At 57.4% G+C, this 16560-nt stretch carries 13 protein-coding genes and 1 pseudogene; 3 read left to right on the top strand and 11 right to left on the bottom strand.

Translation table 11 applies throughout. The annotated features are described in order from the left end of the window. Positions 1–47: 47 nt before the first annotated feature. The 7 genes from eutM to maeB all read right to left on the bottom strand — a co-directional run bounded on the left by eutM (position 48) and on the right by maeB (position 6129). Entirely contained in the window at positions 48–338 is a 291-nt protein-coding gene (eutM, locus tag ABLV11_RS16005; RefSeq protein ID WP_000387720.1) for an ethanolamine utilization microcompartment protein EutM, read from the bottom strand. A gap of 41 nt (positions 339–379) precedes the next feature. Then, positions 380–1396, bottom strand: coding sequence for a phosphate acetyltransferase (gene pta, locus ABLV11_RS16000; RefSeq protein ID WP_004104391.1), 1017 nt, complete (start codon positions 1394–1396; stop codon positions 380–382). Continuing rightward, positions 1393–2196 carry an ethanolamine utilization cob(I)yrinic acid a,c-diamide adenosyltransferase EutT gene (eutT, locus tag ABLV11_RS15995; protein WP_004114363.1) on the bottom strand — a complete coding sequence of 268 codons (804 nt, stop codon included), beginning with the start codon at positions 2194–2196 and terminating at the stop codon, positions 1393–1395. Before eutT ends, pta begins: the two co-directional genes overlap by 4 nt. Next, positions 2193–2885 carry an ethanolamine utilization acetate kinase EutQ gene (gene eutQ / locus ABLV11_RS15990; RefSeq protein ID WP_024274543.1) on the bottom strand — a complete coding sequence of 231 codons (693 nt, stop codon included), beginning with the start codon at positions 2883–2885 and terminating at the stop codon, positions 2193–2195. Before eutQ ends, eutT begins: the two co-directional genes overlap by 4 nt. Further along, the gene (gene eutP / locus ABLV11_RS15985; RefSeq protein ID WP_004114369.1) at positions 2863–3342 is read right to left on the bottom strand and encodes an ethanolamine utilization acetate kinase EutP; all 480 of its coding nucleotides are present in this window, start codon (positions 3340–3342) and stop codon (positions 2863–2865) included. The genes eutQ and eutP overlap by 23 nt, the downstream gene beginning before the upstream one ends. 12 nt (positions 3343–3354) lie before the next feature. Continuing rightward, the gene (gene eutS / locus ABLV11_RS15980) at positions 3355–3690 is read right to left on the bottom strand and encodes an ethanolamine utilization microcompartment protein EutS (RefSeq protein ID WP_004104395.1); all 336 of its coding nucleotides are present in this window, start codon (positions 3688–3690) and stop codon (positions 3355–3357) included. 159 nt (positions 3691–3849) lie between these two features. Next, entirely contained in the window at positions 3850–6129 is a 2280-nt protein-coding gene (maeB, locus tag ABLV11_RS15975; RefSeq protein WP_004104396.1) for an NADP-dependent oxaloacetate-decarboxylating malate dehydrogenase, read from the bottom strand. Between the two features lie 289 nt (positions 6130–6418). Here maeB and tkt point away from each other — a divergent pair, with 289 nt between their 5' ends. Then, positions 6419–8413: a transketolase gene (gene tkt / locus ABLV11_RS15970; RefSeq protein WP_126489408.1), complete on the top strand. Its 1995-nt coding sequence runs from the start codon at positions 6419–6421 to the stop codon at positions 8411–8413. On the opposite strand, the gene ABLV11_RS15965 is transcribed toward tkt, so the two are convergent. From ABLV11_RS15965 to aegA, 3 genes and pseudogenes are all read right to left on the bottom strand, one after another. Continuing rightward, positions 8382–9449 carry a DUF1176 domain-containing protein gene (locus ABLV11_RS15965; protein WP_126489737.1) on the bottom strand — a complete coding sequence of 356 codons (1068 nt, stop codon included), beginning with the start codon at positions 9447–9449 and terminating at the stop codon, positions 8382–8384. The genes tkt and ABLV11_RS15965 overlap by 32 nt on opposite strands. Before the next feature lie 65 nt (positions 9450–9514). Beyond that, positions 9515–10112 (bottom strand): annotated as a pseudogene (nudK, locus tag ABLV11_RS15960) (GDP-mannose pyrophosphatase NudK). 58 nt (positions 10113–10170) lie between these two features. Next, positions 10171–12135: a formate-dependent uric acid utilization protein AegA gene (gene aegA, locus ABLV11_RS15955; RefSeq protein WP_126489409.1), complete on the bottom strand. Its 1965-nt coding sequence runs from the start codon at positions 12133–12135 to the stop codon at positions 10171–10173. A 373-nt stretch (positions 12136–12508) separates the two neighbouring features. Between aegA and acrD the strand changes: the two genes are divergently transcribed. Further along, positions 12509–15622, top strand: a complete 3114-nt coding sequence (gene acrD / locus ABLV11_RS15950; RefSeq protein ID WP_126489410.1) for a multidrug efflux RND transporter permease AcrD — start codon at positions 12509–12511, stop codon at positions 15620–15622. Positions 15623–15758: 136 nt separating this feature from the next. Here the strand turns inward: acrD and ypfM are convergent, their stop codons facing one another. After that, positions 15759–15818 carry a protein YpfM gene (gene ypfM / locus ABLV11_RS15945; protein WP_100181659.1) on the bottom strand — a complete coding sequence of 20 codons (60 nt, stop codon included), beginning with the start codon at positions 15816–15818 and terminating at the stop codon, positions 15759–15761. Between the two features lie 386 nt (positions 15819–16204). On the opposite strand from ypfM, the gene ABLV11_RS15940 reads away from it, so the two are divergent. After that, positions 16205–16558 carry an ArsC family reductase gene (locus tag ABLV11_RS15940; RefSeq protein ID WP_004104403.1) on the top strand — a complete coding sequence of 118 codons (354 nt, stop codon included), beginning with the start codon at positions 16205–16207 and terminating at the stop codon, positions 16556–16558. The last annotated feature ends 2 nt before the right edge of the window (positions 16559–16560 follow it).

Below are 16560 nucleotides of genomic sequence, written 5' to 3'. Positions count from 1 at the left end.
GCGTTAATGCCGAAGGACAACCCCGGCGCGCCTTATCCGGCTAACCATCAGATGTTGCTGTCGCCTTTGAAACTGATGGGGAACACCTCCTCCAGATCGCCGTGCGGACGCGGAATCACGTGCACCGAGACCAGCTCGCCGATACGCTGCGCCGCAGCGGCGCCGGCATCGGTAGCGGCCTTGCACGCCGCCACGTCGCCGCGCACCATCGCGGTGACCAGTCCGCCGCCAATCTGCTTCACACCAACCAGCTTCACGCGCGCGGCTTTTACCATCGCATCAGAGGCCTCAATCAGCGCAACCAGGCCCCGGGTTTCAATCATTCCTAATGCTTCCATTGTGTTTTCCTCTTGCGTAAGGGGGTCCAGAACGGGACCGTTCATTCAACCTGCATGGGTAAGCGGCAATCGCTGCTTACGTCACTCCGGCGCGGCACGGCTGCCACTAACGCCAGTTCGATAATTTCCTGCACGCTACAGCCTCGGGAGAGGTCATGGAGCGGTGCGGCCAGCCCCTGAATCAGCGGCCCGATCGCACGATAGCCGCCCAGACGCTGGGCGATTTTGTAGCCGATGTTGCCCGCCTCCAGCGATGGAAAAACCATCACATTGGCCCGTCCCTGCAGCGGACTGTCGGGCGCTTTTTGCGCGGCGACCTCCGGCACGAAGGCGGCGTCAAACTGCAGTTCGCCATCCACCATCAGCTGCGGAGCGCGCTGACGCACGATCTCTGTGGCCTGCTGTACGTTGGCGACGTTGGGGTGGCGGGCGCTGCCGTTGCTGGAAAACGACAGCATCGCCACCCGCGGCTCCTCGCCGGTAATCGCCTGCCATGTCTCAGCGCTGGCTATAGCGATATCCGCCAGTTGCGCCGCCGTCGGCTGCGGCACCACGCTGCAGTCGGCAAATCCCAGCGCCGGTCCGACGTACTGCGGCAGCATCAGAAAGATCGACGACAGCGTTTTGCAGCCAGGCTGAAGGCCAATAATGCGCAATCCGGCGCGCAGTACGTTCGCCGTCGAGGAGAGATTGCCGGCAATACACACGTCGGCCTTCCCGGCGCTGACCATGGCGGCGGCGAACATCAGCGGGTCGTTGAGTTTTTCCTCCGCGTCCGGCGGCGTTTTTTCCCCGGCCCGATCCAGCCAGCGCCGGGCAAAGGCGGCGCGCATTTGCCGGTTGCTGTACGGATCGACAATCTGCATACCGTCCATCGGCAACCGGTGGCTGAGGGCGAACTGGCGCAGAGCAAAAGGGCTGGCGATCAAAATCGGCTTTGCCAGCCCCTGCTGCTGCAGGTAGTGCGCCGCTTTAAGAACGCGAATGTCCAGGGCATCCGGAAACACCACCCGGGCGGGCGAACGCAAAGCCAGTTGACGAGCGCGTTGAATAATCATTGCTCCCCTCCCAGGCGTTGTTGGATCTGGCTGACGGTTAGCGGATGGTTTGCCACGCATAAAATCATCATCACGTAGACGGTGCTGGAGAGGCGGTTGAGCGCCTGCAGAATGTCCGGACGTAAGACCTCAAAGCTGCGGGTAATAAAGACCTGGGCGGCGATCGTTTCCGTCTCCCGAACCCGGGTGCGCAGCAGATTGAGCAAGGCGGCATCGCGGCCGTGAGCGGCTTCAGGCACCAGATGATCGTGGCCGAGATAGCGCAGCGGCTGGTGGGAAAGGCGATGCAGCTCATCCTCATTCAGGCCGACGATGGACTGCGCCGCCAGCGGTTCATCCATAGCGTCGGCGCGCATAATATTGCCCAGACGCGAGCGGATATCCGCCAGCCAGGGCTGCCATGGCTCCGCCAGTTCAATTTGCAGCCATACCGCCAGGGCGATGGTGGCGTCGAGCGCGGCGCGAAAGCCCAGGCGCGGATCGCTTTTAGCGACCATTTTGTCCGCCGTCAGATGGGTCAGGGTGTCCGGTTTTTTTTCGACCGGCTGGCGGCACAGTTCGCAGCAGGCCTGCGGATGTGTGTCGCTGCTGGTTAAACCGTGTACCGGCTGCGGCTGCTGCGCGTCGTCATCGACAAACAGGCTTCCCTGCTCATCGAGAAACTTAATGCGCAAACGGCGGCTCTCCAGCAGTTCCCGGGCCGAAGGCGTCAGACGAGCGTCGGCGGGCAGATGAATTTCTGCCCCTTCGCTGAGCGTATGGTTCGCTCTGAGCCAGGCTTCGGTAATAAAATCTTTCATAGCGATTGCCAGTTCGCAGGCCAGGCGACGTACAGGAAGCGCACGGTCGATGGCGTGCCGAATTCAATGCTGGAGCCTTTCGGGATAAACATCACATCGCCGGCTTTGGCCACCATGGTTTCACCTTCATGGCGTACGTGGAGTTCTCCCTCCAGCACCATGTCGACTTCGTCATAGTTCAGCGTCCATGGGAAAAAGGCGTTTTCCCACTGCATAAATCCGGCGGCCATACTGCTACCGTCCTGCTCGGTGACTAAATCCGTTAAGCCGACGCAGTGCGGTTCCGCGCCGTCGAAGCGGCCAAATTTCACGCTGCTGCCGTCAATGACTTTGACGCCGCCTTTACCGGTGACCGCCTTAAAGCTGGGCTGCATATCGCCCAGCGCCAGCGACTGTTTTTCTTGCATCACCTTGTCCATCAGTTGCGCGACCAGGCTTTCGGTAAACTGCCCTTCCGGCAGCTGGGCAATAATGGTTTCGCGAATGCGCTGGCTTTCGGTTTTGCCCTCCTCCACCGGTACCGTCGCTTCTGGCGCGGACTCATCGCACTCTTTGATGGCGACGCCCAGCAGCTCCGCGACTTCGCGAGCTTCCGGGGTGATGATGCTGGCGCGCAGCACAACCGATATTTCCTCTTCACCTCGCGCGTGGGCCGCACGAATATCGTTAGCTGTGATTAGTTTCTTCACCTGCCCCTTCCTCCTTTTGGCTGAGCTCACTCAAGTAATTCACCAGCTGCTCTACGCTTTGCGGGTCGTGAGCGTTGAGCGCGAAAATTGGCTCCTGAAACCCCATCTCGTACAGCAGTTGCCGCACCGCGGCGACGTTAGCGTCCGGCATGTCCGTTTTGCTAATCGCGGCGATGTGGCGTTTATTCGCCCCAATATCCAGTAACCCGGCGGGTAGACGACTTTCGGTATCATTTGCCGCGTGGACATAAATCAGCGTATCGACATCCTGCAGCGTGGTAATTAATGCGTGATACCAGCGAGGATGACTAAAATATTCTCCTGGAGTGTCGATATCGCCTTTTTCATTAAATTCCACGGCCTGCGTTTTTCTCGCGAGGGAATAATTCCCGTGCAGCGCATTAAATAGCGTTGTTTTTCCCGCGCCCACCGTACCGACAAATGCAATACGCTTCATCGCAGCCTCTAATTAGCTTTTAGTTAACTCGCAGAGGGTGTAATTTAATAATCGACCAAGCCCGCTAACCGTCTGAATCAGCGCCTCTTCAACCGCCCCCACGGAGCCGTAAATCACCAGCGCGCCGCTAAACCTGTCGAGAAAACCGATATGCACATCGGCGGCTTTCATCGCTAAATCACCGGCGATCATGGCGGTTTCGCCAGGGGTTAAGGTCATAATGCCGATAGCGCCGGATTCGGGAACGCCGATCTTTTTCGCCAGTTCTGCCCCAGGGTGCGCAATCAGGTGCGCCAGCGTCACCTGCTTGCCGGGGACAAACTCCTGAATGATGCGTTCTTTATCCATAACTCACCGCTCCGCTAAAACTTGCGCTTATCGTGACAAGTTTCCGCTGGAGTAAATAACAAAATTCGGCAAGTTGATTTGAAAGGTGAGATAGATCACTTATAAACAGAAATAAAAAAGCGCGGGAGAATTCCCGCGCCTGAATTAATTAAATGATAATTACAGCGGCTGAGTTTGCGCTTCAACAACCGCCAGCGCGACCATATTCACGATACGCCGTACCGACGCAATTGGCGTCAGGATATGTACCGGCTTTGCGACCCCCATTAGCACAGGCCCCACGGTCACGCCTTCCGAGCTGGAAACGCGAAGTAAGTTGTAACTAATACGGGCCGCTTCCATATTCGGCATCACCAGGATATTGGCTGAACCTTTCAGCGGACTGTCCGGCATCCGCTCATTGCGAATGCTTTCCACCAGCGCGGCATCGCCGTGCATTTCGCCATCGATCATCAAATCCGGCGCCTGCGTCTTCACCAGCTCCAGCGCCTGGCGCATTTTGCTGGCGGACGGGCAGTCCGAAGAACCAAAGTTCGAGTGCGAAAGCAGCGCTACCCGCGGCTCAATCCCGAATCGACGAACGGTTTCTGCCGCCATCAGGGTGATTTCGGCAATTTGCTCCGGCGACGGATCGTGGTTAACGTAGGTGTCAGCGATAAAGGTGTTGCCGCTCGGCAGCAGCAGCGCGTTCATCGCCCCTGCCGCATGAACCCCTTCGCGGTAGCCAAACAGCGGCTGTATTACGCTGTAGTGTTCGTGATAATCGCCAATGGTGCCGCAGATCAACGCATCGGCTTCGCCGCGCTGCACCATGATCGCGCCGATGACCGTGGTATTGCTGATCACCGCCCGCTGCGCCTGCTCCTGGGTGATCCCGCGGCGCTTCATCAGGTTGTAATATTCGTTCCAGTACTCTTTAAAGCGCGGATCGGATTCGTTATTCACGATCTCAAAATCAACGCCGGCTTTGATCTGCAGCCCCAGCTTCTGAATACGCATCTCAATGACGCCAGGCCGGCCGATAAGGATCGGTTTCGCCAGCCCGAGGGAGACCAGTTCCTGAGTCGCGTGCAGCACGCGGGTATCTTCGCCTTCCGCCAGCACCACCCGCTTCGGCTCTTTGCGCGCCTGCGAGAAAATCGGCTTCATGAACAGATTCGTTTTGTAGACAAACTCGCTGAGCTTCTCGATGTAGGCATCAAAATCGGCGATTGGGCGCGTTGCGACGCCGGAGTCCATCGCCGCTTTCGCCACCGCCGGAGCAATCTTGACGATCAGCCGCGGGTCGAACGGCTTCGGAATGATATATTCCGCGCCGAAGCTCAGGTCCTGATCGCCGTAGGCGGAGGCCACCACTTCGCTCTGTTCTGCGTGAGCCAGTTCGGCAATCGCATGCACCGCCGCCAGTTTCATCTCTTCGTTAATCGCCGTTGCGCCGACGTCCAGCGCGCCGCGGAAGATGAACGGGAAGCACAGCACGTTGTTCACCTGGTTCGGATAGTCGGAGCGGCCGGTGCAGATAATAGCGTCGGAGCGCACCTCTTTCGCCAGCGGCGGCAGAATTTCCGGCTCAGGGTTAGCCAGCGCCAGAATCATCGGCGCGCGGGCCATCTTTTTAACCATTTCCTGGGTCAGCACTTTCGGGCCCGAGCAGCCGAGGAAAATATCCGCCCCGTCAATCACATCATCCAGCGTACGTTTGCCGCTGTCTTCTACCGCATAGGCCGCTTTCGTCTCCGCCATATTCGGCTCACGGCCCTTATAGATAACCCCTTTCGAGTCGCAGACCACAATGTTGTGTTTCTGCATTCCCAGCGCTACCAGCAGGTTCATACAGGCAATCGCCGCCGCGCCCGCGCCTGATACGACCATCCGCACGTCGGAGATATTTTTCTCCACCACCCGCAGACCGTTCAGAATCGCCGCGGTACTGATAATCGCCGTCCCGTGCTGATCGTCATGGAAGACCGGAATATTCATGCGCTCGCGCAGCTTCTGCTCAATGTAGAAGCACTCCGGCGCTTTAATATCTTCGAGGTTGATACCGCCGAAGGTCGGCTCCAGCGCTGCAACGACGTTGATAAATTTGTCCGGGTCAAGCTCATCAACTTCAATATCGAATACATCGATACCGGCGAATTTTTTAAACAGAACGCCTTTACCTTCCATTACCGGCTTACCGGCCAGCGCGCCGATATTGCCCAGTCCCAGCACCGCCGTGCCGTTGGACACCACCGCCACAAGGTTGCCGCGGGCGGTATATTTATAGGCTGCCAGCGGATCCTTCTCGATTTCCAGACAGGGGGCGGCGACACCCGGCGAGTAGGCCAGAGCCAGATCGCGTTGGGTAGCAAGCGGTTTTGTCGGGGAGACCTGGATTTTTCCGGGGACCGGGAATTCGTGGAAATCAAGGGCGCTTTGTTTTAACTGCTCATCCATTTTATCGTTCCTTTCACGTATCGATCGTAGGGGGTGAAACGTAATGGCGTACCTGGTGTTCACCCTAAAGGGCTACCTAGTATCTCGCCTGACGGCTTCGTAAACTTTGAACACCGCCATACTCTCGCCATAACAAAGTTATGTTTGTTATCGATTTATAATGTTTATGTAACTTAGATTCGGAGGCAATGATAGCCCCGTCTGCTATGCTTTTTAGTTATGCAACTCATCACCCTCTCTATCCTAAACCAATAAAAACTCATGCAACTCATTGTTTCAGGAGCACATTATGTCCCGTAGAGAACTAGCCAACGCCATCCGCGCCCTGAGTATGGATGCAGTACAGAAAGCCAACTCCGGCCACCCTGGCGCGCCAATGGGTATGGCCGATATCGCCGAGGTGCTGTGGAACGATTTCCTTAAGCACAATCCTGAAGACCCAAAATGGTACGACCGCGACCGTTTTATTCTCTCCAACGGTCACGCATCAATGCTGCTCTACAGCCTGCTGCATCTGACGGGTTACGATCTGCCCATCGAAGAGATAAAAAACTTCCGTCAGCTGCATTCAAAAACCCCGGGTCACCCGGAGATTGGCTATACGCCGGGGGTGGAAACCACCACCGGTCCGCTGGGGCAAGGACTGGCAAATGCCGTGGGTCTGGCTATCGCCGAGCGCACGCTGGCGGCGCAGTTTAACCAGCCGGAACACGAAATTGTCGATCACTTCACCTACGTATTTATGGGCGATGGCTGCCTGATGGAGGGGATTTCTCATGAAGTGTGTTCCCTGGCGGGGACGTTAGGACTGGGCAAGCTGATCGGCTTCTACGACCACAACGGCATTTCCATCGATGGTGAAACCAAAGGCTGGTTTACCGATGACACGGCAAAACGCTTTGAGGCCTATCACTGGCATGTGGTGCATGAAATTGACGGCCACGACCCCGAAGCCGTGAAGAAAGCGATTCTGGAAGCCCAGAGCGTGAAGGACAAACCCTCGCTGATTATCTGCCGTACGGTGATAGGCTTCGGTTCGCCGAATAAAGCCGGGAAAGAAGAGGCCCACGGCGCCGCGCTGGGGGAACAGGAAGTGGCGCTGGCGCGTCAGAAACTCGGCTGGCATCACCAGGCGTTTGAGATCCCGAAAGAGATTTACCGGGCCTGGGATGCGCGTGAAAAAGGGCAAAAGGCGCAGAAAAGCTGGCAGGAGAAGTTTGCTGCGTATCAGCAGGCCCATCCGCAGCTGGCAGCGGAGTTTACGCGGCGCATGAGCGGCGGACTGCCTGAGTCGTGGGATGAAACGACGCAGAAGTATATCGCCGATCTGCAGGCTAACCCGGCGAAAATCGCCACCCGTAAGGCTTCGCAAAATGCCCTCGATGCCTACGGCCCGCACCTGCCGGAACTGCTGGGCGGCTCCGCCGACCTCGCGCCCAGCAACCTGACCATCTGGAAAGGGTCAACTTCGCTGAAAGAGGATCCAGCGGGTAACTATATCCACTACGGCGTTCGTGAATTCGGGATGACGGCCATCGCCAACGGCATCGCGCATCACGGCGGGTTTGTGCCCTATACCGCCACTTTCCTCATGTTCGTCGAATATGCCCGCAACGCGGCGCGTATGGCGGCGTTGATGAAAGCGCGGCAAATCATGGTCTATACCCACGACTCCATCGGTCTCGGCGAAGATGGCCCGACGCACCAGGCGGTCGAACAGCTGGCCAGCCTGCGCCTGACGCCAAATTTCAGCACCTGGCGACCGTGCGATCAGGTAGAAGCCGCGGTGGCGTGGAAGCTGGCGGTAGAGCGCCATAGCGGACCGACGGCGCTGATCCTCTCCAGGCAAAATCTGGCGCAAATGGCGCGCACGCCGGAGCAGGTACAGAATATCGCCCGCGGCGGCTACGTGCTGAAGGACGCAGGCGGCAAGCCGGACCTGATCCTGATAGCCACCGGTTCGGAAGTCGAGATAACCGTGCTGGCGGCGGAGAAGCTGCTGGCCAAAGGGGTGAACGTGCGCGTGGTTTCCCTGCCATCGACCGATGTCTTTGATGCGCAGGATGAGGCGTATCGGGAATCCGTCCTGCCCTCGGACGTCAGCGCCCGTGTCGCCGTCGAAGCCGGCATCGCCGACTACTGGTATAAATACGTGGGGCTAAAAGGAAAAATCGTCGGTATGACCGGCTATGGCGAATCCGCGCCGGCCGATAAGCTCTTCCCTTACTTCGGCTTTACCGTTGAGCATATCGTCAGCGTAGCGGATGAGCTACAGAACGGGTAACCCATAGCGTGGGCCAGGCGTCTGGCCCCTGCCAGTTATCGCACTGCGGCTGCTGCGCGTAGCGTACCAGGCTAAACCGCTGGCCGTCATAGCGCCAGCGCGTTTGGATACCGCAATCGCCGGGTGCGCGCCCTTTATCGAGGGTCACCAGTTCCTGATGCCGATCGTCGTAGCTGGCGTTCACCAGCTCGACGTCACGCGGCGCATCGCCGGGTGGCTGGAAGGGCAGCGTGAGTCGTACCGGGTGAGCAATATATGGCCGCTGGCGCGAAACCAGCCAGGCCAGCCAAATGGTATTGTAGGCTCCCGCTTCGCAGCTGGTCATCAGCAGGACCTTCTCGTCGGTCAGCGCGGACACCCGTACCTCGCGGCGAAACGGATCCAGCGAACAGGCGCTGCTGTTCATGCGCTCATTGCCATAATCCATCAGATCGTTAAGTTCATCGCGGCTCAGGGGCGACTGCGCCCCCTCCATTTTCACCACCGATCGCAGCGCCGGCGCAGGCGGTACGCTGAGCGGCGGCTCTTCCCCCTTGCCGACCCATGCGGTCTCGCTCCCCACCCGCTTTTGCCGGCTATCAATAAACAGCAGGGCGGCTTTGAGCCCCTGCAGAGAAACAGTCTGGAGACCCTTTTCAAGCGTGATGGTCTGCGCGTTTTGCACTTGCTGCAGGAATGCGTCAATGGTGACGTTATCGTCAGTTTTCAGCAGTTTGTCGGCAATCTGCCAGTGTGTATCGCTCAAGGCCAGGGGTTTGCCATCGAGCTGAAGCCGGGGCGCTATCGGCGCCAACGCCGCCACCGGGTTGCCCACGCCTCCCAGCTCAATACGCAGGCTGGCGTTGGTTGCCGCTCCGGCGCTGCGGGTAAGGGTCATCACCAGGCCGTGGTGTAGCCCGACGTTACGGGCTACGCAGAAGTTCTGATTGTTGCAGGTCACCTGCCAGTCGCTGAAGAGCTGTTGCGCCGGCGCCGCCCGCACCAGCGATGCCGGCAGCAAGCCGCAAAGCAGAAACAAAATAACCCGATACCACATGAGCGGCACAACCCCGATGAACACGCCATAAACAGCGGCTATGTTCGCCAGCGGCGAGGTTTTACTCAATCGGATTTATCAGAGATCCCCGTTCATCAGCCCGGAGTTTTGCAAATATTGCAGCAGGATCACCGCTTTGCCGTCGCGGATTTCCCCGTTGGCCATCATCTCCAGCGCCCGATGATAAGGGAGCTCCAGCACCTCGATCTCTTCATCATCAACGCCGCCACCGTCGTTGGCCCGCTGGGTATCGTTATATTCGGCAATAAAGAAATGGATAAGCTCGGTGACGCCGCCGGGCGACATAAACAGTTCAAACAGTTTGCGCACTTCGCCGACTTCGAAGCCGGTCTCTTCAATGGCTTCTTTACGCACGCACGCCTCCGGCTCGTCGCTGTCCAGCAGCCCGGCGCAGGTTTCGATCAACATCCCGTCTTCGTTGCCGTTTACCCAGGTCGCGATGCGGAACTGGCGAACCAGCACGACGGTCTGCTTATGGCGGTTATACAGCAAGATGGTCGCACCGTTGCCGCGATCGTAGACTTCGCGTTTATGGCGAACCACGCTGCCGTCGCTGCGCGTCAGCTCATAGGTCATGTTGCGCAAAACGAACCAGTTTTCGGAGAGGATTTTATCTTTGATAATGTTGATATTGAGTGACATACGGGCCCCACAGCGTGAAATAACGATGTCATACTACGCTGCGGAACCCGCTTTGTCGTTAGTGAAGCGGAATCGGTTTAACCTCGAGGAAGTCCATGATCCCCTGCGCCGCGTGGCGGCCTTCCGCCATTGCAGTTACCACCAGATCGGCGCCGCGCACCGCATCGCCGCCGGCAAACACCTTACGATGAGTGGTCTGGTAACGATAGCGACTTTCCACATTGGCCTTAATTCGGCCGCGGCTGTCGAGCTTCACGCCCACCGATTCCAGCCACGGCATACCGTGCGGATGGAAACCGAAGGCCATAATCACCGCATCGGCGGGCATCACGAACTCGCTTCCGGGGATTGGCGAAGGGCTGCGGCGTCCCTGTGCATCCGGCGCGCCAAGCTGGGTTCGCAGGAAGCGCACGCCGTTGACGTGCCCCTCTTCGTTCAGCTCCAGGGTGACCGGCTGGACGTTAAATTCAAATAATGCCCCCTCTTCGCGCGCGTTTTTCACCTCTTTCTTCGAACCGGGCATGTTGGCTTCATCGCGACGATAGGCGCAGGTGACCTGCTTTGCGCCGTGGCGCAGCGCGGTGCGCACGCAGTCCATCGCCGTATCGCCGCCGCCGAGTACCACAACGTTCAGTCCCTCGGTATTGACGTAAGGCTCTTCCGGCAGCTCCAGCAGCCCCATAACCTGTTTAGTATTCGCGATCAGAAACGGCAGCGCATCGTAAACGCCGGGCGCGTCTTCATTCGGTAGATCCGCTTTCATGGAGCGATAGGTACCTGCGCCAATAAATACAGCATCATATTCATCAAGCAGCGTCGTCAGCGGAATATCCTTGCCTATTTCGCAGTTCAGCTCAAAGCGTACGCCCATCCGGGTGAAGATTTCACGCCGCCGGACAAGCAGGGATTTATCCAGCTTGAAGGCCGGAATGCCAAAGGTCAGCAGGCCGCCGATTTCCGGATGGCGGTCAAACACCACCGGGCTTACGCCGTTGCGCACCAGCCGGTCGGCGCAGGCGAGACCGGCTGGACCGGCGCCGATAATCGCCACCCGCTTACCGCTGTTCACGACCTGCGAAAGATCCGGCCGCCAGCCGTTGGCCAGCGCCTGGTCGGAGATATAGCGTTCAATGTTGCCGATAGTCACCGAACCGTGCTCATCGCGCAGCGTGCAGGCCCCTTCGCACAGGCGGTCCTGCGGGCAGACGCGACCGGTTATTTCCGGCAGGCAGTTGGTCTGATGTGAAAGCTCAACGGCGGCGGCGATATCCCCCTCTTTCACCCGCTCAATCCACTGCGGAATATGGTTGTGCAGCGGGCAGGTCCATTCACAAATGCTGTTTTCGCCGCATTTCAGGCAGCGTTCCGCCTCGCGATTGGCCTGTCCGGCGCTGAACGGAAGATAAATTTCGGCAAAATTGGCCTTACGCGCTGCGGCGGATAGCTTGTCGGGCTCGCCGCGCGGCGGCGTCGCGGCCATCTGTGCGACTTTCCCGGCGGAGCAAGATGCCATCGGGGCACCGGGGTGACCCAGACGCGCCGCGCGCTGACGCCGCTGTTTCGCCAGATTCATCAGCGTGCTGTCCGTCGCCAGCTCCAGCGCCCCGGCCGGGCAGTTTTGCACGCAGGCAGGCCCCTCTTCGCGACCGTTACACAAATCGCACTTATGCGCCGTCGCTTTGACTCTGCCCTCCTGTACCGGCGTCAGGACGATTTGCATCACGCCAAACGGGCAGGCAACCATACAGGATTTACAGCCGATGCATTTTTCCTGATTCACCTGGACGCTGCCGTTAAGCTGGCTGATGGCGTCATTTGGACAACTGCGGGCGCACGGCGCGCCTTCACAGTGGTGACAGGTTACTGCGTTACGCTTTTGCTCATTTTTGATAACCGTAATGCGCGGCAAAAAACGCTGCGGGGTCAATACATGCTGCTCATCGTTATGCGCCATGACGCAGGCAACTTCACAAGCCTTGCATCCGATGCACTTATGACTATCGCTTAAAATAAAGTGGTTCATGACATCCTTCAGTCTTATTGGTGAATAACCCCTCAATTCGCATGACTATCTATTACCCGACAAGGCGGGGCTGGAACAATGTGCAATTGCACAGGTCGCCGATTTTTTGGTAATAACCCGAGTTGGATCAATTTTTTTGACTTAAATGAAATTACGTTTTATTTAGCTAAGTGATAATAGGCCGCGTCTGCGGCGACGGGCAGAAAGGATGACGTCGGTAGAGGGAGAAGGACGGTTCTTTACGCTGCCATAAAAGGCACACGATAAATTACACTATCTCCTTATTTTCTCCACGATTGCCTGCGCCCTTGCCGCTAGAGTGTCACAGGCTCTGCAATAACAAAAAAATGTGCAAAATGAGGTCCTAATTCTGATGGCGAATTTTTTTATCGATCGCCCCATTTTTGCGTGGGTTCTGGCAATCCTGTTATGCCTGACCGGTACGCTCGCAATTTTGTCGCTTCCCGTTGAGCAATATCCCGAACTTGCCCCTCCTAACGTCAGGATCGCAGCAAACTATCCCGGGGCCTCGGCACAAACGCTGGAAAATACCGTTACCCAGGTTATCGAGCAGAATATGACCGGCCTCGACAACCTGATGTACATGTCATCCCAGAGCAGCGGCACCGGGCAAGCCACCGTGACGCTAAGCTTTACCGCCGGTACCGATCCGGACGAAGCCGTCCAGCAGGTGCAGAACCAGCTGCAGTCGGCGATGCGTAAACTCCCGCAAGCCGTCCAGAACCAGGGCGTGACGGTGCGTAAAACCGGGGACACCAACATCCTGACGATTGCGTTCGTCTCTACCGATGGCAGCATGGATAAACAGGATATCGCCGACTACGTCGCCAGTAACATTCAGGACCCGCTCAGCCGGGTAAACGGCGTCGGCGACATTGACGCCTATGGTTCCCAGTATTCGATGCGTATCTGGCTCGATCCGGCCAAACTCAACAGTTTTCAGATGACGGCAAAAGACGTCACCGATGCCATCTCTTCACAGAACGCGCAGATTGCCGTCGGCCAGCTGGGCGGTACGCCTTCGGTAGATAAACAGGCGCTCAACGCGACAATTAATTCGCAATCGCTGTTACAAACCCCGGAACAGTTCCGCAATATCACCCTTCGGGTTAATCAGGACGGCTCGGAAGTTACCCTTGGCGACGTCGCGACCGTGGAAATGGGAGCGGAGAAATACGATTACCTCAGCCGCTACAACCGCCAGGCGGCTTCCGGGCTGGGGGTTAAGCTGGCCTCTGGCGCAAACGAAATGGCGACCGCCGAACGCGTCATCAGCCGTCTGAACGAGCTGTCGCAATACTTCCCGCATGGTCTGGAATATAAAGTCGCTTACGAAACCACCTCATTCGTTAAGGCGTCGATTACCGACGTGGTGAAAACGCTGCTCGAAGCCATCGCGCTGGTGTTCCTCGTCATGTATCTGTTCTTGCAGAACTTCCGCGCGACATTAATCCCAACCATCGCCGTTCCGGTGGTGCTAATGGGGACTTTCGCCGTCCTCTACGCCTGCGGCTACAGCATCAACACCTTGACCATGTTTGCGGTGGTGCTGGCGATAGGCCTGCTGGTGGACGACGCCATCGTGGTGGTGGAAAACGTCGAGCGTATCATGAGCGAGGAGGGCCTCTCGCCGCGTGAAGCGACGCGAAAATCGATGGGGCAAATTCAGGGTGCGCTGGTCGGTATCGCCATGGTCCTATCGGCAGTATTCGTGCCAATGGCCTTCTTCGGCGGCACCACCGGCGCGATTTATCGTCAGTTCTCGATCACCATCGTCTCGGCAATGGTGCTGTCGGTTCTGGTGGCGATGATCCTTACCCCGGCGCTGTGCGCCACGCTGCTCAAACCGGTGCATAAAGGCGAAACCCACGGGCAACGGGGTTTCTTTGGCTGGTTTAACCGCACGTTTAACCGCAACGCTAGCCGCTACGAAACCGCCGTCGGCAAAATTCTTCACCGTTCGCTGCGCTGGATAATGATCTACATCCTGCTGCTGGGGGGGATGGTGTTTCTGTTCCTGCATCTGCCAACGTCATTCCTGCCGCTGGAAGACCGCGGCATGTTTACCACGTCGGTGCAATTGCCCAGCGGTTCGACCCAGCAGCAAACCCTGAAGGTGGTCCAGCAGGCGGAAGACTATTTCCTGAAAAACGAAAAACAAAACGTCGAATCGGTGTTCGCCACCATCGGCTCCGGCCCCGGCGGCAACGGACAGAACGTAGCGCGTATGTTCGTTCGCCTGAAGGACTGGGACCAACGCGATCCGACAACCGGTTCCTCTTTCGCTATCATCGAACGCGCGACCAAAGCGTTTAACAAAATAAAAGAAGCTCGCGTCTTTGCCAGCAGCCCGCCGGCCATCAGCGGCCTGGGCAGTTCCGCCGGTTTCGATATGGAACTGGAAGACCATGCGGGCAACGGACACGAAGCGCTGATGGCCGCCCGCGATACCCTACTGGAGCTGGCCGCTAAAAATAACCAGCTGACCCGCGTTCGCCACAACGGCCTTGACGATAGCCCGCAGCTACAGGTGGATATCGATCAGCGTAAAGCCCAGGCGCTGGGCGTCTCCATCGATGATATCAACAACACCCTCCAGACCGCGTGGGGGTCAAGCTACGTCAACGACTTTATGGACCGCGGCCGCGTGAAGAAGGTCTATGTTCAGGCGGCCGCGCCGTATCGCATGCTGCCGGACGACATTAATCTGTGGTACGTACGCAACAGCAGCGGCACGATGGTGCCCTTCTCCGCTTTCGCCACCTCCCGCTGGGAGACCGGTTCGCCGCGTCTGGAGCGCTACAACGGCTATTCAGCGGTAGAAATCGTCGGTGAAGCCGCGCCGGGCGTCAGTACCGGTACCGCGATGACAATTATGGAAGAGCTGGCCCGCCAGCTGCCAAACGGCTTTGGCCTTGAATGGACGGCGATGTCGTATCAGGAGCGCCTCTCCGGCGCGCAGGCTCCGGCGCTGTACGCCATTTCGCTGCTGGTCGTGTTCCTGTGCCTGGCGGCGCTGTACGAAAGCTGGTCGGTGCCGTTCTCGGTGATGCTGGTGGTGCCGCTGGGGGTCATCGGCGCCCTGCTGGCGACCTGGATGCGCGGTCTGGAAAACGATGTCTACTTCCAGGTGGGACTGCTGACGGTGATCGGTCTGTCGGCGAAGAACGCCATTCTCATTGTCGAGTTTGCCAATGAGCTGAATCAGAAAGGCGAGGACCTGCTTACCGCCACGCTCTCCGCCTGTCGCCAGCGTCTGCGGCCGATCCTGATGACCTCGCTGGCGTTTATCTTCGGCGTGCTGCCGATGGCCACCAGTACCGGTGCGGGTTCCGGCAGTCAGCATGCCGTTGGCACCGGGGTCATGGGCGGGATGATTTCAGCCACGGTGCTGGCAATCTTCTTCGTACCGCTGTTTTTCGTGCTGGTGCGTCGTCGCTTCCCGCTCAAGGAACGGCCGCAATAATCAGGATGCGCCCTGGCGATATGTCGCCGGGGCCAAATAATAGAAAAGGCGACCGGATGTGTCGCCTTTTTGATGTGGTCGCTTCAACTGCATTATTATTCTGCCTGTGAAATCGCCATGCTTTTATTGCGGAAATCTATTTACGAAGCATGCCTTCGATAAAGTCTTTCCAGTTCCCCAGTTCATGTTCAATCATAATAGCCTCTCTTATTATTATGGGTGATTTTATGCAAATTCATTGATGGTTAAAAGCGCGTTTGCACTATCGTTCTGATAACTCTAATTACCCCCTGCGGAATGATTTCTTTCGTTCGTAAGTACTATGACCCGATTCCGGGCATTTTAATGTGACCGACAGCAACAATTAGCAACATTTGTTCATCAGCCAGAAGCGCCTGGCGCCGCCTTATGGCCAGCACTGGTCGCGGCCAGTCGCTCAAAAAACAGCCAGAATGTAACGTTAAATATCTCTGGCGGGGAAAAAACGATATTTATTAATGTAATTCACGTATTATTTATTCAGGGTTTATATATTCGGAAGATTCTTAGCTAATCGTTTAATTCAACGGAAAAGGTTTAATCATGCTCACCATGTACGGGATAAAAAACTGCGACACCATTAAAAAGGCCCGCCGCTGGCTGGAAGCCCATCAGATAGAATATCGCTTTCATGATTATCGTGTCGATGGCCTGGATCGCAATTTATTAGACACCTTTATTGCCGAGCTCGGCTGGGAAGCGCTGCTCAACACTCGCGGTACGACCTGGCGCAAGCTGGACGAAACGGTTCGCACCGGTATCAATAACGCCGACGCCGCGGCGAAACTGATGCTGGAAATGCCGGCAATCATCAAACGCCCATTGCTCTGCGCGCCCGGTCAGCCTATGCTGCTGGGTTTCAGTGAATCAAGTTATCAGCAGTTTAACGAGGTGTAGTC

It is taken from the genome of Klebsiella sp. GW_Kp181, from assembly GCF_040062315.1.
Classification (GTDB): Bacteria; Pseudomonadota; Gammaproteobacteria; order Enterobacterales; family Enterobacteriaceae; genus Klebsiella; species Klebsiella oxytoca.
The sequence above is the reverse complement of the archived record's forward strand: the minus strand, read 5'-3'. Positions and strand labels throughout refer to the sequence as shown.

Bases quoted from the DNA above. Each gene is read 5' to 3' on its own strand.
- tkt (WP_126489408.1), top strand. From the start codon at position 6,419: ATGTCCCGTAGAGAACTAGCCAACGCCATCCGCGCCCTGAGTATGGAT.
- eutS (WP_004104395.1), bottom strand. From the start codon at position 3,690: ATGGATAAAGAACGCATCATTCAGGAGTTTGTCCCCGGCAAGCAGGTG.
- acrD (WP_126489410.1), top strand. From the start codon at position 12,509: ATGGCGAATTTTTTTATCGATCGCCCCATTTTTGCGTGGGTTCTGGCA.
- aegA (WP_126489409.1), bottom strand. From the start codon at position 12,135: ATGAACCACTTTATTTTAAGCGATAGTCATAAGTGCATCGGATGCAAG.
- ABLV11_RS15940 (WP_004104403.1), top strand. From the start codon at position 16,205: ATGCTCACCATGTACGGGATAAAAAACTGCGACACCATTAAAAAGGCC.
- maeB (WP_004104396.1), bottom strand. From the start codon at position 6,129: ATGGATGAGCAGTTAAAACAAAGCGCCCTTGATTTCCACGAATTCCCG.
- eutT (WP_004114363.1), bottom strand. From the start codon at position 2,196: ATGAAAGATTTTATTACCGAAGCCTGGCTCAGAGCGAACCATACGCTC.
- eutM (WP_000387720.1), bottom strand. From the start codon at position 338: ATGGAAGCATTAGGAATGATTGAAACCCGGGGCCTGGTTGCGCTGATT.
- ABLV11_RS15965 (WP_126489737.1), bottom strand. From the start codon at position 9,449: ATGTGGTATCGGGTTATTTTGTTTCTGCTTTGCGGCTTGCTGCCGGCA.
- pta (WP_004104391.1), bottom strand. From the start codon at position 1,396: ATGATTATTCAACGCGCTCGTCAACTGGCTTTGCGTTCGCCCGCCCGG.
- eutP (WP_004114369.1), bottom strand. From the start codon at position 3,342: ATGAAGCGTATTGCATTTGTCGGTACGGTGGGCGCGGGAAAAACAACG.